This window comes from Deltaproteobacteria bacterium (assembly GCA_016709225.1).
In the GTDB taxonomy this organism is placed as follows: Bacteria; Myxococcota_A; Polyangia; order Nannocystales; family Nannocystaceae; genus Xiheibacterium; species Xiheibacterium phototrophicum.
In genome coordinates this window covers 1,296,569-1,318,384 of record JADJEE010000012.1, presented here as the reverse complement: position 1 = coordinate 1,318,384, position 21,816 = coordinate 1,296,569, and the positions used below count along the sequence as shown (strand labels likewise).

Sequence of the window (21,816 nt, the reverse complement as noted above, 5' to 3'; positions counted from 1 at the left end):
TGCAGTGGGGTGTTCGAGGCAGACCTCGTCCGCGCGTCGAGACAGCAGGCCGCACTGCCCAGCACGGCAAGGAGCACGGCGCGACGCAGACGGTGCAACCCAGCGAACATCCGCGCCGTGCAGAACGGCGGCCGCAGTGATGGCTTTCACCCGCAGGCACGCGACCATCCCGAGCGGCTGGCGGACGAACAACTTTCGACCCGCAAGGCGCTGCGCGATGGCACATGGCTGCCCAAGCGAAGCGCGCTGGCGGTCGAGGTGTTGCCGCTCGTATGGCACCGCCGCCGTACTGACTCGGCCTGCCGCGCTACAGTACGAAGTACGAGAGCGTCACCTCGCCGGATGCGATGTCGCCGTCGCACAGGACGAAGAGTCCGGCGTCTCCGTCGGCGCGTGCGTACCTCGGATACAGGGGCGCTGCCGCGCGCCAGCGCTCGACTTCACCGGTGTCGTGCACCGAGATCGTCGAGTCTTCGACCAGCGCGACGCCGACGTCGAACGACGCCAATACGGTGCCGACGGTGTTGCGGCGCGTCGCTGGCTGGATGTGGTCCTGGGCGTCGAGGGCGATCCGCTCGTCGTCGGTCCACACCACCACCTCGAGGCTGTGGGCGAAGGCCCGGCTCGGCGCGGCGCCGGGCGTGACCATCGCCACCGTCTCGACGTACCAGGGCGGCGGCGTCACGAAGCCTGGCGTTGGGAGTCGTGCCGTATGCAGCGAGATCGCGAGGCTGTTCGGATCGACGGCGAGCACGCTCAAGGATGGCGAGTATGGCTGCGACATCAGGGCCCCGTGACCCAGCGGCGAAGCCTCGGCGACCGTCACACCCAACGGCAACTCGCCGAGGTGCGTTCCGTCGGCGCCGAACCAGTCGATGACCAGCATGTCGCCATCCTCGACATCGACGGCGTGCAAGATGAAGGCGCTGTCGTCGCGCCAGATCGTGCCGAAGAACTTGGGCCACCGTTGCATCGTCTCGTGGGTCCACACTGGGCCGCTTTCCAAGTCGATCTGCGCCGCAGCCCGGCGGCTGTCGGTAGGTCGACCCTCGGCCGGCACGGTGATGTAGCCGGCGATGATCTGCCCCTGCGACGTGCTCGCGATGGGCTGTCGGGCGAGGTCGACGTCCGAGAAGCCGCCGAAGTCGTAGTAGCTGCTCAGCAGCGCGCCCTGACGATCGACCCGCGACGCGATGATTGCCGGAGCGGGCCCCTCATAGACCTGCACCGCGGTGTACACCTCGCCGTTGCGGGCATCGATGCCGACGCTGTAGCCCATTTGTTGGGCATCGAGCTCGAGGCTCCACAGCAGCGTGCCGCTCACCAAGCACTCAGCGCTGCACCCGTCGGCGTTGGTCGTGTTGCCGTCGTCGCACGCTTCGTCCGCCGCTTGGATCCCGTCGCCGCAGACGCTCGGCGGCGCACCGGACTCGTCGTCGGCCGCGTCGCCCTGGTCGTCTGCATCCGCGGTCGAGCCATCCGCCGTGCCGGACACCTCGCCGGTCGTTGTCTGCGACCCGTCGGCGCCCGAGATCGTTGGTCCGCAGCCGAACGCCACAGCCCACAGCCCGGCCCCCAGCGAGTGGAGCAGTCGCTTGCGATGAACCTTCGACGGCATGGCCGACCAATAGCGATTTGCGAACGACTTCGCCATCACGATGCGCGGCGCCACGATACGAACGTGCCGTTCGATCGTCGGCACACTGTCGCTTCGGCGGGCGCCACTACATGAACAGCTGCAACTCTCCACGACGCCGGCGCCGTGATGCGGCGTCTCAGGTCGCTCGCGGCTGTTACGATGGCGTCGCATGCCGAAGGCGTTGCCACGGTTGGTCCCCTTCCTGCTCGCGTGGCTTGGGGGCATCGCGGTGTTGGTCTGGGCCGGCACCCGGGTGGATGGCTACTTGCTGAACGTGCAGGGCGTGCCGCTGCCGCATCCGTATCCGACGAGCGGGGTCGCGTGGTTCTCGGTGCTGCTCACCGTCGAGGTCGCGGTGCTCTACGCAATCGTCCGCCCCCTGAGCTTCGACCACTCGGTCGGCCGGCTCGTGGTGGTGGTGATACTCGGTGCTCCGTACCTGCTCGGCCACATGGTGATGACGATGCACGCGCCGCCGTACGTCGCGTTGCACTGGCTGTGGCTCGCGGCGGTATGGCTGGTCGCGTTGGTCGCGTTGGTGGTGGTGATCGTCGCGCGCGTGGCCCGACGGCGCGCGTGACAGGCTAGCGTCGGGCGTGCTGCGGCTTCAGCCGAAGGTGAAGATCTGCACGCCTTCGATCGCGAAGTTGTCGAGCACGTCGATCACGCTGCCGCCGGAGAAGCCCGCCGTACCGGCCGTGACGATCTGATCGGGGGAGGTGTCCTGCCACTGCTGCAGCGTGAGCAGGGGAGTCCAGTCCTGGTCGCCGTCGTGCAGGACGTCGAGCCGACCGTCGATCAGCACCGGGCCGGGGCCGGTGACCTGCAGCACCAGTCGATGGCGTGTGGGTCCGATCTCGAGGGGCGCAGGCAAGTTCTCGCAGCGTTGCTCGCCGGAATCTCGAGCGCCGTCGAATCGCATCATGCACGCTGCATCGGGGTGCCGCCCTTGGCTGCGCGGGGGAGCAGCGCGTAGCCGTGGTAGGCGCCGCCCGGTTGGAGTGCGTCGTCGGTCAGCCGCGCCAGCACATGGGGCTCGTTGGGCGGATCCGGGGATCGAACGCGGAACTCGAGCTTGACCTCGACGTCCGCGCTGACGAGGCCGTCGCGCCATACGAGGTGATCGCCGGGCATCGTCGCCCCGACACCGGGCGACGTGACCTCGCCGGCGACGAGTTGCCACACCGCCGGAGTCTTCTCGATCCAACAATTCCCGATCTCGTCGGCGTCGGGGCGGTCGAAGCCCTCGTCCCACGAGCTCGCGGCCGGCAGCGCGCAGTCGACACCCGCGGAGGTGGTTCCGTCGTCCGTGGTGTCGCCGGTCATCGTGCCCTCGCTGCTCGCATCGGCGAAGGCGGTGGTATCGGCCGTCGTGTCCGCGCCGCTCGACGATGCGCTTCGACCATCACGGCGTCATGCGCAGCGTGAACGCGCCGCCGCGACCATCCGGCTCGCCGTTGACGACGACGATCCACCTGCACGCCGCGAACTCGTGGCGCTCGAGCATCGCGGCGTCGACATGCTTGTCCTGGTACGCCTCGGCTCCGAGGCCTTGGCTGGCGGCGCAGCCATCGGAGCCGAGGTAGACATCGCCGGCGGCGCCCTCGAGCGCGACGTCGAGGGTGATCGCCGCAGGGATCTCGATGCAGAGCGTACGGTGGCTCATCGACCCGTTCACGGGGCCGAGCGTGTCGTGGTCGGCGCAGTCGAGCACGCCTTCGAAGACGAAGCCGTCGGCCGACCACGGTCGCTCGATCGCGCCGCTGCAGCGCTCGCCGAAGGTGTCGATGTCGTCGCCAGAGCTGCGCCACTGTGCGTCGGCGTCGGCGATGGGTTGTCCGAGATGATCGATGAAGGCTCCATCGACGTCGCTTGCATCGGCGTAGCGGGGGTCCTCGAGGAATCCGAGGGCCTGTGCGTCGCCGCTGGTCTCGAACATCCAGCGGGTGAAGCTGGCCGCGGTTGGGTAGTCATCTGCGGTGATCTCGTTCGAGGGTAGGTCGTAGAGCTGCAGCGGCCCGCGAGCATCTGCGCCCGTAGGCGTGCCACCGACTTCATACCCGCGCGAGAAGATCGCGGAGACGTAGACGGCGATGCCTTCCTCGAAGAACCGGCGGCCGCGGATGCCGGTGGCGTAACGGACGCCGTGGACGAGCTCGTGGTCGACCGATTGAGGTAGGGTGGCCACGGCCGCGTGCGCATCGACCGGCCAAGCGCACCCGCTGGCGGTCGCCGGGCAGTGCTCCTCGACAGCACCACCGCCATAGTAGACGGTGATGCGAGACTCGAGTTCGACGCCGAGGAAGTCCGTGAACGCGGCGATCGAAGCCTCCATGTCGTCGAGCGTGCCCGCGCAGACGCGGTCCTCGTCGCTGGGATAGACGTCGAGGTGCTCGGTGTGCTCGACCGGAAGCTCGTCGCTGCCCTCGCACGCGCCGACGGCGAGCGAGATCGAGACGAACCCCAGGGCGTCGAGCACTCGCATCTTTGGCATGAACGTGAATCGCCTGTGCGACTTGCAGGGAACCGACCGATCGAGCTCGGTTGCGTCACCGGACCCGCTGCGGCGCGACATCGGCATCTGTGCCCGCTACTGCGCGGCGGCGGCCTCGCGCGCGAGCGCGACCAACTCCCAGTACGGCGGCGTCGCGCCGCTCTCGATCTGCGCGCGCGCGACCGCTTCGCGCACGCGCTCGCGAATCGCCCCATGCCGCGCGGCGAGCCACTGCGCGCGCAGGCCCACGGTCGCGGACATGCCCTCGGGGATCGGCCCCTCGCCGCCGAGCAGCACCCGCACCGCGCTGTAGGCCTTCATCGCGCGCGCGAGCGGCAGCAGGCGCCAGTCGTGCTCGAGCACGGCACCGGCCTCGGCCTGCTCGAGCATGGCGTCGATCGCCGCGTTGTCGATGTGGTCGTCGAGCAGCGTGCGGGCGTCGTGCCACTCGGCGACGACGTCGAGCGCGGGGTCGTACTCGAGGTCGGCGGGCGCCTGGGTCTGGAGCTCGCGCACGCCGAGCGCGGCCATCCAACGGGCGAGGCCACCCGACGAGAAGGTCGAGAGCTGATCCCACAGCCGCACGCCGTGGGCTTCATAAGCCGCGGCCGCGACCTCCGAGCAGAACTGCGCGCGGTGATCGGCGATGTCCATCGCGAAGTCGTAGGGGATGTGGCGCGCGCGGGCCTCGTGCAGCGCTGCCGCGGCGGCGCGGTGCGGCAGCAGGGGATCGGCGAGCAGCGCAGGATGGTCGGCGCGCAGGCGCAGCACGGCAATGCGCAGCTTCTTGTCGGCGAGGTAGCCGGCGGCATCCGTGATCGCGACGCCGCGCTCGATGTGGGCCTCGATCACCGCACCCTCGCCGGTGCGCGCGTCGACGTGCACCAGCGCGACGTGGGAGAAGTTGCCGGGGTAGTCGTTGCCGCGCGCAATGAAAGCCGAGGTCGGCGCACCGCCGCGCGAGAGCAGGATGTCACCGCTGTGCACGCGCACGCCCTCGATCACCAGCGACGGCGTTGCCGAAGCCACCTCGGTGCCGTGCTCGAGCGTGGGCACATCGTCGGGGCGTAGCTGCAGCAGCACCTCCTCGAGCGCCGCGCGCGAGCCGTAGAGCAGCCGGTAGAGCCGATCGCGGGTCTTCGGCCCCGGCGGCCACGCGCGGCTGGCTCGCTTTGCGACCGTGCGCACGCGGGCCCGCAGCGCGAGCAGCTCGCCGATGCGATCGGGGCACGCGCCCGCGTCCGCGAAGCGCTCGAACAGGTGCTGCTGCAGGCGATCCCACGCGGCGTCATCGGGCGCCGGCGGCTCGCGCTCGAGTGCGGCGAGCAGCGGCTCGAGCTCGTCGGTGGCGTCGACGCAGCCGTGCTCGCGGCTGGTCTCGAAGCGGCGCTTCAGCTCCGCGAACATCGCATCGGCGTCCCACGCGAACGCGCGACCGTCCGGCCCGGGCGGCACCGCGACCGACGGCTCGGGCAGCCACGACAGCACCACCAGGCCGATCGCGACTCCGACGATGCGACGCACGCGGGAGCGTGGTGGTGCGGCGGGCTCCGTCATGGCGAACGCGCGGGTCCGCCAGCGTAGCAGGTCCTACGTGGATGCGACCTGGCGCGATCGCAGCACCGCCGGCGCGTCGCACAGGAACCACGCCGCCAGGATCGCATCGCAGACCGCACAGCCGAACGACGAACTCATCCGGCAGCCCGAGGATCGCGGCGCGCAGGAGGTCCGGCATGAGCACGCGGACGTTAGAGTCGCCGCTTCAGCGAGCAGGTCGGCACTTCACCGACGCAGTGGATCCTGCGTGCACGCGTGCGCCGTGCCCAACAGCTGCTCGAGCGCACCAAGCATGCGATGTCACGGGTCGCCGACGATTGCGGCTTCGGCTCGATCGCGGCCTTTCGCGCCCACTTCCAGCGCGTCGTCGGCACCAGCCCACGCTCGTACCGCGCGGCGTTTCGTTGAAGCGGCCCTGGTCCGGACGGCGAGGCCGCCCAACACGACGCACACCATCCACGGCAGCGCCTCGCCGCGCCCACGCGCGACGCCGCACGCACACCCCGAGTCGCCACCCTCGGTGCCGTCCAGCGGCGCGCCGCCACTGCCCCCCGAGCTGTCGGCCCCCGTGCTCGCGGTCGCATCGCCACCGCTCGTGCCCATCGAGCTCGACCCGTCGCTCGTCGCCGACGTCCCGCCGGCGTCACCGCTGCCGCTGCCGTCGTCTCCCGTCGTCGACATCGGCGGATCACCGACCACGATCGCGTGCGTCGCCGACAGGCCCTCGTTGCCGGCCCAGTCGACCGCCACCGCGACGAGCTCGTAGGCGCCCTCGGGCACGTCGAGGGTGGGGATCTCGAAGGGCATGACGTCGTCGATGCTGCCGGGTACATCGACGCCGTCGATCCGCAGCAGCGTGTGCGAGAGCCCCCAGCCCTCGTCGCTGGCGTCGATCGTCACGACCACCGACGCGGCGTCGCCATCGAGCGGGAACGTGGCGCCATCGATCGGCATCACGATCTCCACCAGCGGTGCGGTGACATCGTCGGGGCCGCCCGACGGCGCGCCACAGCTCGAGCCGTAGCCCGACACCGGCCCGGTGCCGCAACTCGGCCACGCCCCCACGCCGGTGGCCGGATCCTGCGCGAACCCCTGGCAGCCCGTGCCCGGGTTCCAGGTGCCGTCGGCGTCGTGGCACGGCGTGACATCGATGCCCGAGCTCGCCTCGATCCACTCGACGCCGTTGAACGGCATCGCGAGCAACGCCTGCGCGTCGGTGCACGGCGTGCCGATCGTCGCCGAGCTGACGCCCGCGAGGCGCCAGGAGCCGTCGAAGAGCTGCACGAAGCTGCCGCCGCCCGAGTCGCCGCCGCACAGGGAGACGCCGTCGCCACCCGCGTGCAGGATCGCGGTGTCGAGGAAGACCTGCGCGATCGGCATCTCGACCCAGCGCTTGATGCCGGCCGGTCCGTCGGGGGCGCCGCCGAAGCCGAGGGTCGTGAGCATCACGTCGGGGGCGAGCATCTGCAGCTCGCAGCCCATGAGAACCGGCGCAATCGCGAGATCGGTCACCGGCTCGGCGAGTACGCAGTACGCGAAGTCGTCGCCACCGGGCTCGACGAACGCGGGATGGGTCGCGCAGCTCGAGGTCGCGACCACGCGCGCACCCGTCGAGGTCTCGCCGAACGCCACCTGCGTGGCCCCGGCACCGCAGTGCGCCGCGTAGATCACCACCTCGGGGTGGATGAGCGTGCCGCTGCAGCCACCCACGGAGACCGCGGTGGGCCACGCGCAGACGCCGGCCTCGGTGCCACCGACCAGCGCTTGCGGATCGTCGACCGCCTGCAGCTGCGCCGCCATCGCCCACCACCACCACGAAGCCACCACGCCCAGCATCACGGATCATTGGACCACAACGCGGCCCACGTGGGCACCCCGTGATCGATCGTCACTCGCCGAACACACGCGCCAGCGCCAGCGCGCCCGGCAAGCTGCGCAGCCGAGCCAGCAACGCCGCGCGACGGCGGCGCCAGAAGTCCGCCAGCGACTCGCCATCGACGTCGTCGAGCTCGGCGACCCAGGCCCCGATCGCGCGCAGCGGCGCGGCGAAGCGGGGCTCTGCGATGGGATCGTTGCCGTGCCGCGGCGCGATCGCGTTGACGTGGAAGTTGCGGCTGCGAAAGAGCGTGGGTGCGGCCGCATCGGCGGGCTCGACGAGCACGTACACGGCATCGAATGGATCGGGGCCCTCGACGATCTCGTCCGCCTCGCGTGCGCGCAGGTGCAGGCACACGAAGCCGAGCGACGCGGGCGTCTCGAGCGGCGGCGCGTCGTCGCGTTCGACTCGCCGAACGGCTTCGTCCTTGCGATCGGCGAGCGCGAGGTTCTGCACCAAGCCCGAGGTCAGCACCACGAAGGCCTTCTGCGGGCGCAATGCAGTGGTCTCCTGCAGCAGGATGCGCTTGCTCTCCCAGAAGTAGTCGTCGCGATCGAGGTTCTGCTGGTAGTAGAAGCGAACCATGCGCAGCAGGTCGTCGAACATGCCGCGGTGGTGTCGGCTGTACGCGGCCAGGGAGGTGGTCTCGTCGTCGCCACGGTGGATCGCGGCGGCCGTGCGGGCGGCGTGCCAGCCCGAGTGCATGGCCAGCATCACGCCGGTCGAGAGCACCGGGTCGATGAAGCCCGCCGCGTCGCCCACGGCGATCCACCCGGGGCCACTGGTCTCGCGCATGCGGTAGCTCCAGTCGCGCTCGTGGTGGACCTTGGTGACGCGACGCGCCCGGGGCCCGAGCGCAGCGACCAGCTCGTCGCAGCCCGCGAGCTCGGCGTCGAAATCGGGCCGCGGTGCCGTGCGCATCGGTGCGCCTTCGGCGTGGGCATCGAGCTGCACCACGCCGACCGAGGTCAGCGTCGACGACAACGGGAACATCCACCACCACTGCTGCGACTGCGCGACGAACAGCGCCTGCTGGGATCGTGGCGGTGGTAGCCGTCCGGCGTGCTCGAAGTGGGCCCACATCGCCTGGTGCTCGAGCCCGGCGATGCGTTCGCGCGTGCCGAGCTCGCGGGCGAGCAGTGACGACTGCCCGCTGGCGTCGATGACCAGCGGCGCCTCGAGCTCGTGCGGGGTCTCGTCGCCGGCGCGTTGCCACTGCACCCCGACGACCCGCGTGCCCTCGCGCAGCACCGCACGCACGCGGGCGTCGGTGCGCAGCTCGGCGCCCGCCCGTCTGGCGGCGTCGAAGAGGATCGCGTCGAACCGCGCGCGCTCGACCAGCCACGCCGCGTCGTACGCGTCGCTGTCGGCAAACCATAGGTCCCATCGCGGCGTGCGACCCCAGTGCCACAGCGTGCTGCCGGTCTTGCGACCGAAGCCGGCCTGCGACACCGCGTCGAGCGCGTCGATGTCGGCGAGGATCGGGATGATGCCGGGCAACAGGCTCTCGCCGACGTGGGTGCGTGGATGCCGGGTGGCCTCGAGCAGGCACGTGCGCAGGCCGTCGCGGGCGCAGCGGGCCGCCGCGGTGGCGCCGGCCGGGCCACCGCCGATGACGATCACATCGACGCGCTCGCGCATGCTCATGGTCGCAACCCCGGCGGCAGCTCGCCCTGCCACAGCGCAATCCCACGTCGCCGCAGCGCCTCGCGCAGCTGGTCGGCGCGTGCCCGCTGCCACGCGGCGGTGCGCGCTTCGGCCTCGCCTGCGCTGTCGAACAGGGGGCCGGCGTCCTCCTCACCATCGAGGGTACCGACCGCCACCGCATCCGTGCGACGCGCGAGCGCCTCGGCCAGCACCTCGACGTCGCCCGGCAGCAACGGCTGCACCACCGCGAAGGTGCGCAGGCCCGCCGCCCGCGCCCGTTCGAGGATCTCGAGGCGCTGCGACACGCTGGCGGCCCGCGGCTCGAAGTGGGCCCGCACACCGTCGTCGTGCGTCGGCAGCGACACGCCGATCCACGCCGCGGGCAGGCTCGCCCACAGCGCGAGGTCGTCGAGGATCGCGTGGGATCGCGTGAGCACCAGCGTCGGCCACGGCATCGGGGCGTCGCGGATCATCTCGACGCAGCGCCGCGTGAGTCGCAGGCGTCGCTCGATCGGCTGATACGGGTCCGACACGATCGGGCACAGCTTGATGGGCCGCGGCGGCAGCCGTCGCAGCTCGTCGTGCAGCAGCGCGGGGAGGTCCTGTCGGGCATCGACCCAGCTGCCCCACGGCACCGCGTCGCCCTGCAGCCACCGTCGCCACGGCTGGGTCTGCGACTGCGCGTAGCAGAAGCGGCAGCCGATGCCGCAGCCGCGGTAGGGACTGAGCGCGTAGGCTTCGCCGCTGCGATCGGGCACCAGTGCGCGCAGACCCGTCACGGCGCGCACACGCGGGGCCGCGGCGTCGTGGTGCGGGCGCTGCACCAACGCATGGGCCTCGTTGACGCGGACGATCGCCGCGACGAGCTCACACGCTGCGAGTGCGTCGGGCTCGGGCAGGGTGCCGTCGCGGTGGGCGATGCCGAACGATGCGGTCACGATCCGATGCTGTCGCACGCCGTCGCGGGGGATGAGCTCGACGACGACGTCGCCGCCACGCCACTGCAGCTCGAGCGCGACGCCGAGCTCGACCTGCAACGCGCACCACCGCAGCCCCGGCGCGAGTTCGTCACCCGGTCGGTGCGGGGCGAGCAGCGCGAGCGCGAGCGCGATCGAGGGGTCGAGGATCATCGGCGCTGCCGCGCATCAGCGTAGCAGCTCGCCGTCCTCGACCAGGTGCTCGGCCGGCGCCGGGTGGCTGATGAAGCCCAGCGGCGAGGAGGTGAAGCCGTAGGCGCCGCTGGGCGAGATCGCCAGCACGTCGCCGACCGCGAGCTCCGGCAGCTCGACGTCGCGACCGAAGCCGTCGAGGGAGGTGCACAGCGGACCGCACACCAGTAGCTTCTTGCGCGGGGCGTCGGGCGCGGCGCCCAGCTTGCGCAGGCGATAGGGCCGCCGGATGACCATGCCGAAGTGGCCGGCGGCGGCGAGGTGATGGTTCATGCCGCCGTCGCAGATGATCACGTCGGCACCGCGCGAGCGCTTCACCGTGTTGACGGCCGTCAGGTAGACGCCGGCCTCGCCCACGAGGTAGCGGCCCGACTCGAGCACCAGCTCGGCGTCGGCGAGCAGCGGCTCCTGGCGCAGGGCATCGAGGGTCGGCACGGCGTTCGTGGCGACCGCGTCGAGATCGACGGTGACTTGGTTGTCGTGGTGGGCGATGCCGAGGCCGGCGCCGAACACCAGCCGCTGCAGCCGCGCGTCGTGTCGCTGTGCGATCGCACGGAACAGCTCGGCAAAGATGGCCCAGTTCTCCGCGATCGCGTCGGCGCGCAGGCACTGCGTGCCGGAGTAGGCGTGCAGCCCGACCCAGCGCAGCGACGACGAGCGCCGCACGCACGCGACCGCGTCGTCGATCTCGTCTTCGTCGATGCCGAACGCGGTCGGTCGCCCGGCCATTTGATCGCCGAAGCCGGCGGGCACCCGCGAGGGCGCCACCCGTAGCAGCACGTCCATCACGACGCCGGCGGCGCCCGCCAGCGCGGCCAGTCGCTCGGCCTCGGTCACCGACTCGAGGACGACTTCGACGCGGTGCTCGACCGCCAGCGCCAGCTCGTCGTGGGACTTGCCAGGGCCAGTGAAGCTGATGGCGTGGGGGGCCCAGCCGCACGCCACGGCCCGCGCCAGCTCACCGCCCGACGACACGTCGAGCCGCGGCACCAGGCCGCGCATCGCGGTCACCAACGCGACGTTGGGGTTGGCCTTCATCGCGTAGGACACCGAGACCCGCGATCCGAGCGCGCGGGCGATGCCCTGCACGCGCTCGCGGATCGGCGCGGTGAAGTAGACGAAGCATGGCGTGCCGCGCTGCGCCGCGATGTCGCGCAGGACCTCGGCATACCGCTCGCTGACGACCGGCTCGCTCATCACCCCGAGGGAGTACCACAGGGACTCCGCGTCGGCGCAGGCCGATCACTTGTGGCGGCGCACCACCACGCGGCGATTGCCGTCGAGCATCTTGCGAGTCAGCGTGCCGTGGGTGATCTCGACCGTGGCCGCGTCGGTGTCGATGGCGGTGACCTTGAACCGCACCGGCTGGCCGTCGGCGTCCGTGAGGTAGGCATCATCGGCGTCGCCGAGGAAGATCATGCCGGTCGAGTCGGCGCACACGCCCTGGCGGGTGCCGGCGTCGACGATGACCATGGTGGTGATGCGATCGACGAGCGGTGGGATGAAGCTGATCGTGCCGGTGCGGTGATACGTGTAGTTGGTCGCGCAGCTCGGCGTCGCCGGGCTCGGCGTCGCCGGGCGTTGGCCGGTCGCGGCGCAGCTCTGACCGGGGCCGACCACGCGGGTGCGGTCGGCCGTCCAGGCGGTGGTGTCGGGGTTCGACGACAGCTTCACGTAGACGTTGCCGTCGATGCTCGGCCCCGCGACCATGTGATCGCGTGTGTTGCTGCCGTTGCCCTCGCGCTTCTTCCACATGCCGGGCGCAAACCACCCCACCGCGCCGGGTACCGGGTTGGCGGTCTTGCCGGCGGCGAAGTCGAGCACCTCGCGGCGCGCCAGCGCTGCGAGGTCGGCCCACACCATGGTGATGTTGTGCTCGCGGCGCTCGACTCGTCGCAGCGAGCAGCTGTCGGGGATCGACCCGCTGAAGGACGGCGCGTAGTACTGCCTGCAGGCCGAGCCCGTGCGCGTCCACTTGGGGTTGATGGGCTGGGAGTACGCGCGGATGAGATCGGCCAGCGTCCAGCGCGGGAAGGCCCAGATGCCGCTGCGCTGCGCGATTGCCCACAGCATCGCGCGGGCATCGTCGACCGACGGGCTGCCCCAGGTCTCGCCGTCGATCATCTTTGCCATCTGCACGGCATCGTCCGGCGTGATGCGACGGCTGGTGCCGTCGGCGTAGCAGATCGTGCCGAGCTGCTCGGCAGCGGGCTCCGGCTCCGCGGCGGACAGGAGCGACGTCACCAGGGCGATCGCGGGCGGGGCGAGGGGCATCACGCGGGGATGGACCGCGTCGCCGCAGGATCGATCACTCCGGCTCCCGTCACTCGGTCATGCGCGCGTTCACGAGCGCCATGATCGCGCGGCCGGTGTCGAAGTTGTCGAGCGTGACGTCTTCTTGGCGGATCTCGATGCCCAGCGAGTCCTCGAGGAACACGATGAGGTCGATCATGGTGACCGAATCCACGGTGCCATCGGAGAACAACACCGTGTCGCCATCGAGCTCCGGCAGGCCGGTCTTGCGGCGCAGGTAGTCGAGCAGGGAGGCTTCTGAAAAGTCCATGGTTCCTCAGGTCCTCGCGCGAGCTAAGAGCGCGCCCGGAGGCACTGCTCGATCACGGCAGGACGATCGATCTTGCCGCTGGCGGTGCGCGGGAAGGACTGCGAGCTGCAGTGGATCTCACGCGGTTGCATGTAGTGGGGCATGTGGGCGCGAACGTGGCGACCCAGCGCCTCGAGATCGACCTCGGCCCCGTCGCGACCGACCACCGCGAGGTGAACGGCCTGGCCCAGCAGGTCGTCGTCGACTCCGAAGGCGACCACCTCGGCGAGCTGGCCGCTCGCGAACGCGAGGTCCTCGATCTCGGTGGGGCTGATGCGGTACCCGCTCGACTTCAGCATCGCGTCGGCGCGCGAGACGAACCAATAGTCGCCGTCGTCGTCGATGCGCACGATGTCGCCGCTGTAGACCACCGGCTCGTCGCCGATGAGGTGGGCCAGCGCCGGGCAGGGCTTGATCTTCTCGGCGGTGTCGTCGGGTCGACCCCAGTAACCGCGCGAGATCAGCGGCCCTCGGTGCACCAGCTCACCCTGCTCGCCGGGGCCGCAGATGCTGCCGTTGGCGCCGATGATCCAGGTCTCGACGTTGGGGATCGGACCGCCCATGCACCCGGGCTTGCGTGCGAACTTCTCGGGCGGCAGCCAGGTCGAGCGGAACGCCTCGGTGAGCCCGTACATCAACACCACGTCGGTGCCGGGGAACACGCGGGCGAAGCCGTCGAGCACGGCAGGTGGGATCTTGCCGCCGGAGTTGGTGACGAGCCGCAGCGACGGCAGCGGTGAGCGGACCTCGTCGAGGTAGCGCACCAGCTGCACCCATGCCGGTGGCACGGCGGCCATGACGGTGACCTCCGCGCGCGCGATGGTCTTGGCGACCTCCGACGGCATCGGCACCGCTTGCAGCACGAGGCGCGCACCCATGAGGCACGCGGTCAGGAGCTGGTTGAGACCGTAGTCGAAGCACAGCGGCAGCAGCGAGAGGATGCGGTCGTCGCTGCGCAGTCGCAGGTACTGCGCCACACTGCGGGCGCCCAGCACGAGGTTGGCGTGCGTGACCATCACGCCCTTGGGCGCGCCGGTCGAGCCCGAGGTATAGAGGATGGCCGCGAGGTCGCTGTCGATGATGCGTGTTGGCGTGGGCGCGCAATCTGCCTGGGGCAGCGTCGCGGCCGATTGGATGCGATCGTGGACCGCCTGGCCGCCGATGCTCAGCACCCGCTGCAGCGCGCGCGGCCACGGTCGCTGGGCCAGCTCGGTCGCACGTTTGCCGTCGCACAACAGCGCGCGCACGGAGCAGTCCTGCATCACGTACTCGAGCTGGGCGACCGTCCACTGCGCGCTGACGTTCACCGCGACCGCGCCGACGCACCACGCCGCCAGCTGGGCCGCAACTTCGTCGGTGCTCTTGCGAAGGCAGATGCCGACGCGGTCGCCGCGGGCGACCCCGAGATCGCGCAGCCAGCCCACGTAGCTCGCCACGCGCAGTGCCACGGCGGCATAGTCGTGCGCGTGGTTGCCGTCGACGATGGCGACGCGCGAGGGCTCGAGCCGCAGGTTCTCCGCGAACAGCTCCCAGGCGGTGAGGGCGAGGTTCCCGCCTTGGCAAGCATTCATGGCAGCACGAACCCTTCGCCGAATTGCTCGTGGTGCTGCGCTGCGAGCGTGGCGAGCTGCGGCCCGACCACGTTCGTGTCGACGAGACGCCGCCGCAGGAAGCCCCACTCGAACGCTGCGAACGCGTCCTTGCCGTCCCTCGCGACCGCGGCCGCGATGCCAGCGGCGGCGTGGTCCTTGATCAGTCGATACGCGGCCAGCTGGAACAACCACTCCGGCCGGCTCGCCAGCGTACGGCAGAAGCGGGCGAAGAGATCGAGCTGGTCGAGCGGGATGGCATCGATGGCGCAGCTGGGGGGCTGCCCCGCAATGCGCTCGAGCTCGTCGTAGATCGTCAGTCGCTCGACGCCGGCCAGGCGACCATCGAGCTCGAACACCGGCAGCAGCGGATACAGGCGACAGATCACCGGTCGCGTGTCGTGATCGCAGGCGCAGCCGGTCCGGGTGCTGACGATGGAGTCGGCGTGGATGGTGCGGCCGTCGGGCAACGCGAGCTCGAAGTGCTTGCGCTCGAACTCGCCGAACTGGGCCAGCAGGCCGCGGGCCTCGAGGTACTCGAACTCGCCCGCCAGCAGCGGCAGCTCCTGGAAGTGCTTGCGCCCCAGGATCGCGAAGCGCGACTTGTGCCGCGAGAAGCTGCAGCAGTGCGCGTCGCCGCACAGCGTGTGGCAGCCTGCGCGGTACACCAGGTCGGTGGCGTAGAGCTCGTCGAGCGCGTCGGTGCGGCTGCGGGCTGGGGCTCGAGGGAACGGATCCATGCTGCGATGACGCTGGGGGCGTGGGCGCGACGTCGAGGACGTCGCCGCTCGACGACATCAGTTGACGGCGGGCTTGGGCTTTCGCTTGGTGTCGATCGACGGGTACACGCGCGCGGGCACGCCGACCGCGATGTGATTGGGGGGCACATCGGAGATCACCAGGCTATTGGCTGCGATCTGGGCGCCGTCACCGACGGTGACCTTGCCGAGGATCACCGCGCCCACGCCGATGAACACGTCGTTGCCGATGGTCGGGACGCCGCCGTCGGGGGTCTCGCCGATGGTCACGTTGTGCATGATGCCGACGCGGTCGCCGATCACCGCGCGGGGGTGGATCGAGATCGGCGCCTCGCAGTGGATCAGGTGGACGCCCCTGCCGAGCGTGCAGGTCCGGTCCATGTGCACACCTGTCAAGAAGCGCGACGCGGCAAACAGTGCGCCGTAGAGCTTGGACGACACCCAGCGGGCGGGGCCCCGCGGCTGCGCGAGCGACCAGCGGCCGAGGCGGTACACGCCCATCGCCCACACCGCGGGGTTCTTCACCGAGCGACCATGGATCGCGAAGTCGATGCGGAATTCCTCCCACTGCGAGGTGGGCGTCTCGTCCGGCTCCGCCGAATCCGCGTCGAGCTCCGCATCATCTCGTTGGCGCGATTCCATCGCGAACAGCCTGTCCGACATGCTGGATCAGGCTAGACGCTGGTCGCCCGCGCATCAACCCCGCGGGGCACTTTCTGGGGGCGCCGCCGCGGCATCGGCGGGCCTCGACCGCGTGTCGGCCAGGTGACGTGCGAAGCGGAGCCACGCGCCGGCGCCGAGCGCCGCGATCACGGCGACGCCGCTGGTACCCACCAGCACCACCGCGGCCTGCACGAGCCACGCACTGGCGGCATCTCCCCCACGGTAGATCACCGTGTCTACGGCGTTCTGGCCCTGGTATTTGCCCGACCGCGACTGGCCGCCGTAGAGCAGCTCGCGCGCAGGCTTCGCGACGGCGTGCTCGCAGGCCCGCCGGAGACACTGCGCAACGACGAGCACGGGGAGGATCGGTGTCACTGCGAGTGCGATCAGGACCACCAACGTGACGAGGGGCAGAAGCCCGAGCGTGGCGGAAAGCCGCGCCGTTGCGAGCAGGCGACCCGACACGCCGAGCTGCAGGGTGAGCGCGAGCACATTGACTGCCAGGTCCAGCTTGGCAAATAGCGCAGTCCGCTGCGCACTGTCCTGGATGGCGGACACCACGATGCGTCCTTGGAGCAGGTAGATCGCGGTCGACGTCGCGGTGAAGGCGAGCACGTAGATCGCCAGGCCCCGCAGCGCCGGCTCGCGCACGATCGCGCGCAGGCCCGAGAACATCGAGCCGCCGATCGCGACGGCCGCATTCGGGACGTCGGGCCGATCGCGGAGGCTGCGCTCGAGGCCACCGGCACACGCGCCGGCGAGGGCCCAGAACGTCGCCGCGACGCCGAGCAGACCGGTCGCGCCGAGCTGCGGCGCCAACACCAACGCGCACGACGGACCGAGCAGCGCGCCGATCGTGCCGCCGGCCGCGACGAAGGCGTACACCCGCGGCGCCGATGCGCCGCGCCAGATGTCGACGACCGCGGCCCAGAAGCTCGCGACCGCGAACATGTTGATCACGCTGGCCCACACGAACACAGCCCGTGCGAGCACCACGTCGGTGCCGAGCAAGGCCCCGCGGTGCGCGAGCATCAGCACCACGAGCGAGGCCGCGAGCCCGAAGAACACCACACGTGCGAGCGTGCGACGACCCCACCGCGACGCCGCCCAGCCGTGCAGCGGTACCAGCAACAACGTGCCGGTGAAGGTGGCGGTGAACAGCCACGGCAGGTTGTCGACCCCACCGGCCACGCCCATTTCTTCGCGCACCGCTCGGAGCACGAAGTTCGCGGCCATGATGCACACGAACTGCGCGAAGGCCCAGCGCGCCGGTGGGCGATCGATCGCGGGGAGCTGCGAGGTGCCGGACAGTGCAGACATGGTGCGCGCGACGACGCGTCGTTGGACACCGCCGCGAGCGGCGAGGATGCACCGCGTGCAGGGTTTCGGCGCACGAAACCATCGCCGCCGTCGTGGGGTCGAACGCAGCCATGGTTGCCCCACGCCGCCGCGTCGAGTCCTGCGATCGTCGTCGCTTCCTGTTCGGATGCGCGACACTACCGTTCGCTTCCGGACTCTGGGGCTGCGCAGGACGGCAGCCGGCGGTGCGCGAGCCGACCACCACGCGTCAGCCGGAACCGTTGCCCGAGACCTTGCGCGCCAGCGAACCCAAGGCCCCGCGCTTGCTCGTGCTCGGTGGTACCGGCTTCCTCGGTCCGCACATCGTCGACGCCGCGCGGGCCAAGGGCTGGCACATCACCCTGTTCAACCGCGGCAAGAGCCACCCCGAGCGCTTCCCCGATCTCGAGACATTGATCGGCGATCGCGACGGCAAGCTCGACGCGCTGATCGGCCGCGAGTGGGATGCGGTCGTCGACACCTCGGGCTACGTCCCGCGCATCGTGAAGGCGTCGGCCAGTCTGCTGGCCGATCACGTGAAGCAGTACGTCTTCGTCAGCTCGATCTCGGCGTACGCGAAGTTCGACGTCGCGGGCATCGACGAGGGCGCCCCGGTCGCGACCATGCCGGACCCAGAGAACGAGCGCGTGATGGAGTTCTACGGCGCGCTCAAGGCCCTGTGCGAGCAGGCGGCGGAATCCATCATGCCCGGTCGCGTCACCAATGTGCGGCCTGGCTACATCGTCGGGCCGCTCGACCCGACCGATCGCTTCACCTACTGGCCGGTTCGCATCGCCCGCGGCGGCGACGTCATCGCGCCGGGCACACCGGCGGATCCGGTGCAGTTCATCGATGCCCGCGACCTCGCGACTTGGATCATCGGCGCGATCGAGCAGCGCCACGTGGGCGTGTACAACCTCGTGGGCCCGCGGGAGCCCACCACCGCCGGCGACTTCCTGCAGCAGTGCATCGAGGTCAGCGGCAGCGACGCGAAGCTGACGTGGGTCGACCACGGCTTCCTCGAGCAGCAGAAGGTCGAGATCGGCGCGGACCTACCCATCTGCGTGCCGCCGGTCGGCGATTTCCTCGGCTTCGCGCAGGTCAGCAACGCCAAGGCGATCGCGACCGGGCTGACCACACGCCCCGCCCGCGAGACCATCGCCGACACCCTGGCGTGGTTCGAGACGCTGCCGGAGCCGCGTCGCAAGACGCTGCATGCGGGGTGGCTGCCGCAGCGCGAGGCCGAGGTGTTGGCGGCCTATCGCGCGCGCGATACGGGCGCTGCGAAGCCCAAGCGCAAGCGCGCGGCGTGACGCGCCGCGCGGCGCGGATCAGAAGCCGAGTTCCTTCTTGCGATCCTCGGCGCCAGGGCTCGGCGTGCCCTTCTCGTTGACCACCGGCAGGCCCTTGGCCTTGTCCGCGTTGGTCTGCTTCCACACCTGCTGATCGTCGGGCAGCTCGGTCTCGTCGTAGATCGCCTCGACCGGACACTCGGGCACGCACGCACCGCAGTCGATGCACTCGTCGGGATCGATGTAGAGCATCTTGTCGTCGCCGTGGAAGCACTCCACGGGACACACGGCCACGCAGTCCGTGAAGCGGCAGCCGTTGCAGTTCGAGGTGACGACGAAGGTCATGGACGCTCCTTGGAAGCGCGCCATCGTAGCAGCCTTGGCCGGCGGTCCCCGCCGCGAAGGCGCGGGGCCCAACGCGCCCGCGCGCGCGAAACCCACATCCTCCTACGTGGGCTCCAACGAGCGGTTTGGGGGCGTTTGGCCGATCGGACACACCATCCACAGTCGGTGGACGGCCTGTGGATGGGGCGGGGATGGAGCGCGTGGGCACGGGGGATCTCGCGGGCCCTGGCCGGTCGACATTGCTCGGCCGGAGCGGTCGCGGCGGCGGGGGCGGTGCGATGATGCCCCCCGCGATGAGCCGACGGGCCACCCGCTCGATCTCCGGTCCGATCATCTACGGCTCGTTCGCCGTGGTGCTGACGACCGCGCTGCTGGTCGGGTGGATCTACGTCATCGTGCGCTCGCAGGGGCTCACGCAGCAGTGGGCGTCGAGCAACATCTGGCTGCTGGTCGCGGGCACGGTCTCGTTCACCGCGATCATCGCGGTGCTGGTGCTGTTCTCGGTGGTGCTCGCGCGATCGATCCTCGAGTTCCGTCGCCAGACCACGTTCGTCGATTCCGTGACCCACGAGCTGCGCAGTCCGCTGGCCTCGCTGCGGCTGTGCCTCGAGACCTTGCGGCGGCCAGAGCTGGTCGAGTCGCAGCGCGACCGCCTGCACGAGATGATGCGCAACGACGTCGATCGACTCGCGGGCTTCATCGACGACATCCTCGAGGCCTCGCGCATCGAGCATGGTGGTCGCGGGCACGCGGTCGCAGCGGTCGACGTCCGCGCGCTGGTCGACCGCTGCGCAGCGCAGGTGCGCCGGCGTCACGGCGTCGAGGTCGACGCCGTGCATCTCACGATCCCCGACGGTCTCGTCGTCTACACCGACCCGACCGCGTTCGAGATCGCGATCAAGAACCTGCTCGACAACGCCGTGAAGTACTCGGATCCCCCCGCCAAGGTCGAGCTCACCGCGACCGACGGCAACGGCTACGTGCGCATCGAGGTCCGCGATCACGGCATCGGGATCCCGCGTCGGGCGCTGCGGCGGGTGTTCGATCGCTTCTATCGCGTCGACGAGGAGGCCGTGCGCGCCCGTCGGGGCACCGGGCTCGGGTTGTTCGTGGTGCGTGCGCTGGTGCGCGGCATCGGCGGGCGGCTGACTGCCGATTCCGACGGGCCCGGCACTGGGACGCGGATGACGATCGTGCTACCCCAACGCGAGCCCACGCCGGCGTCCCGACCCACGCCATCCGCGGGCGCGGCCCCGGGCGAGTCCCCGTCTCGACCATGAGCGCCCCCGACAAGCCGCCCACACGCATCCTGCTGGTGGAGGACGAACAACACCTCGCGGCGGGCCTGAAGCTGAACTTCGAGCTCGACGGCTACGAGGTCGAGGTCGCGGGCACCGGTCGCGAGGCCGCGCGCCTGCTGCTGCAGGACGCCAACTACGACGCCATCGTGCTCGACGTGATGTTGCCCGACGTCGACGGCTTCTCGCTGTGCCAGAAGCTTCGTCACAGCGGCAACACGACCCCGGTGCTGATGCTCACCGCGCGCGGCAGCACCGAGGATCGCGTCGAGGGCCTCAACGTCGGCGCGGACGACTACCTCACCAAGCCCTTCGACCTCGAGGAGCTGCGCGCGCGCCTGCGATCGCTGCTGCGTCGGCGCGCGTGGGACGGCAAGCCCACCGACGCGGCGCGCCCGAGCAACGTGCTGCGCCTGGGCGGCGCCGTGATCGACTTCGACACCCACGTGGTCACGGTCGCCGGTCAGCCGGTGCACCTGACCGCGCTCGAGCTCGAGCTGCTGCGCTACTTCGCGGAGCATCCGGGGCGGGTGCTCGGCCGCGAGGAGCTGCAGCAGAAGGTCTGGAAGCTCAACGACTATCCCAGCCAGCGGATGGTCGACAACTTCATCATGCGATTGCGTCGGCACTTCGAGCCCGACCCGCGCAACCCAGTGCTGTTCGTTTCGGTGCGCGGCGCGGGCTACAAGTTCGTGCCGCCCTGAGGCGCGACCACCAAGAGAACGAACGTCATGGCCATGGACTACGACACGTTGACGCGCACACTGGCGGCCTTTGGCGAGCCGCCCGATCAAGAACCCGCTGCGTGGCCGCGCTACGTGCAGGCCACCGGCGTGGGCGCAGCCGATGTGCCGGCGCTGCTCGAGCTCATGGCCGCGTGGGCCGATCCGGATCACTTCGAGGGCCGCGACCGCGACGATGTCGGCGTGTTCGCCCCGGTGCACGCGTGGCGGACGCTGGCACAGCTCGGCGCGCAGGAGCTGATCCCGGCCGCGCTCGATCTGCTCGAGCCGCTGCTCGACCTCGAGGACGACTGGCTCGCCGAAGACCTGCCCGACCTCGTGCTGGTGCTCGGCGCCGACGCGATCGCGCCGCTGCTGGACTACGTCGACGACACCGCGCGCGAGGACCAGATCCGCGGCATCGCGTGCGCGGCCTTGGTCGAGATCACGCGGGCCCACGACGAGCTGCGCGCGCGCGTGCTACCGCGCTTGCTCGCACGCCTCGAGCAGGCCGACCGCAGCGCGCCCGTCACCAATGCTGCGATCATCGAGGTGCTGGTCGAGCTCGGGGCCAGGGAGCACGTCGACGTGATCGCCCGCGCCTACGCGGCCAACGTCGTGGAGACCGAGGTGATTGGTACCTACAACGACGTGCTGGTGGAGCTCGGCCTGCGCACGCGCCACGCGACCAAGGCCCACGGCGGCGCCAAGGCCGACAAGCGCGCGAAGCAGCGACAGAAGGCGGCACGCAAGGCCAACCGCCGCCGCTGACGCGCGCCCGCGCGCCCGCGGCCGCCGTCGCGCAAACGCTGCCGGGCGCGCAACGG

Annotated in this window: 21 protein-coding genes and 1 pseudogene; 6 read left to right on the top strand and 16 right to left on the bottom strand. The window is 70.6% G+C overall.

Annotation, left to right across the window (positions count from 1 at the left end):
* Positions 1-307: 307 nt before the first annotated feature.
* Positions 308-1,864, bottom strand: a complete 1,557-nt coding sequence (locus tag IPH07_30410; protein MBK6921748.1) for a DUF4215 domain-containing protein — start codon at positions 1,862-1,864, stop codon at positions 308-310.
* Here IPH07_30410 and IPH07_30405 point away from each other — a divergent pair.
* The gene (locus tag IPH07_30405; GenBank protein MBK6921747.1) at positions 1,809-2,219 is read left to right on the top strand and encodes a hypothetical protein; all 411 of its coding nucleotides are present in this window, start codon (positions 1,809-1,811) and stop codon (positions 2,217-2,219) included. The genes IPH07_30410 and IPH07_30405 overlap by 56 nt on opposite strands.
* Positions 2,220-2,246: 27 nt before the next feature.
* Here the strand turns inward: IPH07_30405 and IPH07_30400 are convergent, their stop codons facing one another.
* The 4 genes from IPH07_30400 to IPH07_30385 all read right to left on the bottom strand — a co-directional run bounded on the left by IPH07_30400 (position 2,247) and on the right by IPH07_30385 (position 5,690).
* On the bottom strand, positions 2,247-2,513 hold the full coding sequence (locus IPH07_30400) for a hypothetical protein (protein ID MBK6921746.1): 267 nt from the start codon (positions 2,511-2,513) through the stop codon (positions 2,247-2,249).
* Positions 2,514-2,560: 47 nt separating this feature from the next.
* Positions 2,561-2,965: a hypothetical protein gene (locus IPH07_30395; protein MBK6921745.1), complete on the bottom strand. Its 405-nt coding sequence runs from the start codon at positions 2,963-2,965 to the stop codon at positions 2,561-2,563.
* Between the two features lie 79 nt (positions 2,966-3,044).
* Complete coding sequence (locus tag IPH07_30390) at positions 3,045-4,133, bottom strand: hypothetical protein (GenBank protein MBK6921744.1); 1,089 nt, start codon at positions 4,131-4,133, stop codon at positions 3,045-3,047.
* Positions 4,134-4,229: 96 nt separating this feature from the next.
* On the bottom strand, positions 4,230-5,690 hold the full coding sequence (locus tag IPH07_30385) for a hypothetical protein (GenBank protein MBK6921743.1): 1,461 nt from the start codon (positions 5,688-5,690) through the stop codon (positions 4,230-4,232).
* A 41-nt stretch (positions 5,691-5,731) separates the two neighbouring features.
* Here IPH07_30385 and IPH07_30380 point away from each other — a divergent pair.
* Positions 5,732-6,098, top strand: a pseudogene (locus IPH07_30380) (helix-turn-helix domain-containing protein).
* Here IPH07_30380 and IPH07_30375 read toward each other — a convergent pair.
* From IPH07_30375 to IPH07_30330, 10 genes are all read right to left on the bottom strand, one after another.
* The gene (locus tag IPH07_30375) at positions 5,991-7,517 is read right to left on the bottom strand and encodes a trypsin-like serine protease (protein MBK6921742.1); all 1,527 of its coding nucleotides are present in this window, start codon (positions 7,515-7,517) and stop codon (positions 5,991-5,993) included. The pseudogene IPH07_30380 and the gene IPH07_30375 sit on opposite strands and share 108 nt — an antisense overlap.
* 61 nt (positions 7,518-7,578) lie before the next feature.
* Positions 7,579-9,213, bottom strand: a complete 1,635-nt coding sequence (locus tag IPH07_30370; protein MBK6921741.1) for a tryptophan 7-halogenase — start codon at positions 9,211-9,213, stop codon at positions 7,579-7,581.
* On the bottom strand, positions 9,210-10,343 hold the full coding sequence (locus tag IPH07_30365; protein ID MBK6921740.1) for a radical SAM protein: 1,134 nt from the start codon (positions 10,341-10,343) through the stop codon (positions 9,210-9,212). The genes IPH07_30370 and IPH07_30365 overlap by 4 nt, the downstream gene beginning before the upstream one ends.
* Positions 10,344-10,358: 15 nt before the next feature.
* Positions 10,359-11,579: an alanine racemase gene (locus tag IPH07_30360; GenBank protein MBK6921739.1), complete on the bottom strand. Its 1,221-nt coding sequence runs from the start codon at positions 11,577-11,579 to the stop codon at positions 10,359-10,361.
* A 45-nt stretch (positions 11,580-11,624) separates the two neighbouring features.
* A complete protein-coding gene (locus tag IPH07_30355; GenBank protein ID MBK6921738.1) occupies positions 11,625-12,659 on the bottom strand; it encodes a hypothetical protein in 1,035 nt (344 codons plus the stop codon).
* Positions 12,660-12,705: 46 nt separating this feature from the next.
* Positions 12,706-12,945: an acyl carrier protein gene (locus IPH07_30350; GenBank protein ID MBK6921737.1), complete on the bottom strand. Its 240-nt coding sequence runs from the start codon at positions 12,943-12,945 to the stop codon at positions 12,706-12,708.
* A gap of 23 nt (positions 12,946-12,968) precedes the next feature.
* Positions 12,969-14,555, bottom strand: coding sequence for an AMP-binding protein (locus tag IPH07_30345; GenBank protein MBK6921736.1), 1,587 nt, complete (start codon positions 14,553-14,555; stop codon positions 12,969-12,971).
* Positions 14,552-15,313, bottom strand: a complete 762-nt coding sequence (locus IPH07_30340) for a hypothetical protein (protein MBK6921735.1) — start codon at positions 15,311-15,313, stop codon at positions 14,552-14,554. Before IPH07_30340 ends, IPH07_30345 begins: the two co-directional genes overlap by 4 nt.
* A 57-nt stretch (positions 15,314-15,370) precedes the next feature.
* Complete coding sequence (locus tag IPH07_30335; protein ID MBK6921734.1) at positions 15,371-15,994, bottom strand: serine acetyltransferase; 624 nt, start codon at positions 15,992-15,994, stop codon at positions 15,371-15,373.
* 33 nt (positions 15,995-16,027) lie between these two features.
* Complete coding sequence (locus tag IPH07_30330; protein MBK6921733.1) at positions 16,028-17,314, bottom strand: MFS transporter; 1,287 nt, start codon at positions 17,312-17,314, stop codon at positions 16,028-16,030.
* A gap of 110 nt (positions 17,315-17,424) precedes the next feature.
* Here IPH07_30330 and IPH07_30325 point away from each other — a divergent pair, with 110 nt between their 5' ends.
* Positions 17,425-18,645, top strand: a complete 1,221-nt coding sequence (locus tag IPH07_30325; protein MBK6921732.1) for an NAD-dependent epimerase/dehydratase family protein — start codon at positions 17,425-17,427, stop codon at positions 18,643-18,645.
* Between the two features lie 18 nt (positions 18,646-18,663).
* Here the strand turns inward: IPH07_30325 and IPH07_30320 are convergent, their stop codons facing one another.
* The gene (locus tag IPH07_30320) at positions 18,664-18,969 is read right to left on the bottom strand and encodes a ferredoxin family protein (GenBank protein ID MBK6921731.1); all 306 of its coding nucleotides are present in this window, start codon (positions 18,967-18,969) and stop codon (positions 18,664-18,666) included.
* A gap of 293 nt (positions 18,970-19,262) precedes the next feature.
* On the opposite strand from IPH07_30320, the gene IPH07_30315 reads away from it, so the two are divergent.
* From IPH07_30315 to IPH07_30305, 3 genes are read left to right on the top strand one after another with little or no spacing between them, the layout of a single operon-like run.
* Entirely contained in the window at positions 19,263-20,249 is a 987-nt protein-coding gene (locus IPH07_30315; protein ID MBK6921730.1) for a HAMP domain-containing histidine kinase, read from the top strand.
* A complete protein-coding gene (locus tag IPH07_30310) occupies positions 20,246-20,971 on the top strand; it encodes a response regulator transcription factor (protein MBK6921729.1) in 726 nt (241 codons plus the stop codon). The genes IPH07_30315 and IPH07_30310 overlap by 4 nt, the downstream gene beginning before the upstream one ends.
* A 33-nt stretch (positions 20,972-21,004) precedes the next feature.
* Positions 21,005-21,760, top strand: a complete 756-nt coding sequence (locus tag IPH07_30305) for a DUF1186 domain-containing protein (protein MBK6921728.1) — start codon at positions 21,005-21,007, stop codon at positions 21,758-21,760.
* The last annotated feature ends 56 nt before the right edge of the window (positions 21,761-21,816 follow it).

Bases quoted from the DNA above. Each gene is read 5' to 3' on its own strand.
- IPH07_30385 (MBK6921743.1), bottom strand. From the start codon at position 5,690: ATGACGGAGCCCGCCGCACCACCACGCTCCCGCGTGCGTCGCATCGTC.
- IPH07_30395 (MBK6921745.1), bottom strand. From the start codon at position 2,965: ATGACCGGCGACACCACGGACGACGGAACCACCTCCGCGGGTGTCGAC.
- IPH07_30365 (MBK6921740.1), bottom strand. From the start codon at position 10,343: ATGATCCTCGACCCCTCGATCGCGCTCGCGCTCGCGCTGCTCGCCCCG.
- IPH07_30405 (MBK6921747.1), top strand. From the start codon at position 1,809: ATGCCGAAGGCGTTGCCACGGTTGGTCCCCTTCCTGCTCGCGTGGCTT.
- IPH07_30410 (MBK6921748.1), bottom strand. From the start codon at position 1,864: ATGCCCCCAAGCCACGCGAGCAGGAAGGGGACCAACCGTGGCAACGCC.
- IPH07_30310 (MBK6921729.1), top strand. From the start codon at position 20,246: ATGAGCGCCCCCGACAAGCCGCCCACACGCATCCTGCTGGTGGAGGAC.
- IPH07_30345 (MBK6921736.1), bottom strand. From the start codon at position 14,555: ATGAATGCTTGCCAAGGCGGGAACCTCGCCCTCACCGCCTGGGAGCTG.
- IPH07_30305 (MBK6921728.1), top strand. From the start codon at position 21,005: ATGGACTACGACACGTTGACGCGCACACTGGCGGCCTTTGGCGAGCCG.
- IPH07_30315 (MBK6921730.1), top strand. From the start codon at position 19,263: ATGAGCCGACGGGCCACCCGCTCGATCTCCGGTCCGATCATCTACGGC.
- IPH07_30370 (MBK6921741.1), bottom strand. From the start codon at position 9,213: ATGAGCATGCGCGAGCGCGTCGATGTGATCGTCATCGGCGGTGGCCCG.
- IPH07_30330 (MBK6921733.1), bottom strand. From the start codon at position 17,314: ATGTCTGCACTGTCCGGCACCTCGCAGCTCCCCGCGATCGATCGCCCA.
- IPH07_30350 (MBK6921737.1), bottom strand. From the start codon at position 12,945: ATGGACTTTTCAGAAGCCTCCCTGCTCGACTACCTGCGCCGCAAGACC.
- IPH07_30320 (MBK6921731.1), bottom strand. From the start codon at position 18,969: ATGACCTTCGTCGTCACCTCGAACTGCAACGGCTGCCGCTTCACGGAC.
- IPH07_30335 (MBK6921734.1), bottom strand. From the start codon at position 15,994: ATGTCGGACAGGCTGTTCGCGATGGAATCGCGCCAACGAGATGATGCG.
- IPH07_30325 (MBK6921732.1), top strand. From the start codon at position 17,425: ATGGTTGCCCCACGCCGCCGCGTCGAGTCCTGCGATCGTCGTCGCTTC.
- IPH07_30360 (MBK6921739.1), bottom strand. From the start codon at position 11,579: ATGAGCGAGCCGGTCGTCAGCGAGCGGTATGCCGAGGTCCTGCGCGAC.
- IPH07_30340 (MBK6921735.1), bottom strand. From the start codon at position 15,313: ATGGATCCGTTCCCTCGAGCCCCAGCCCGCAGCCGCACCGACGCGCTC.
- IPH07_30390 (MBK6921744.1), bottom strand. From the start codon at position 4,133: ATGCCAAAGATGCGAGTGCTCGACGCCCTGGGGTTCGTCTCGATCTCG.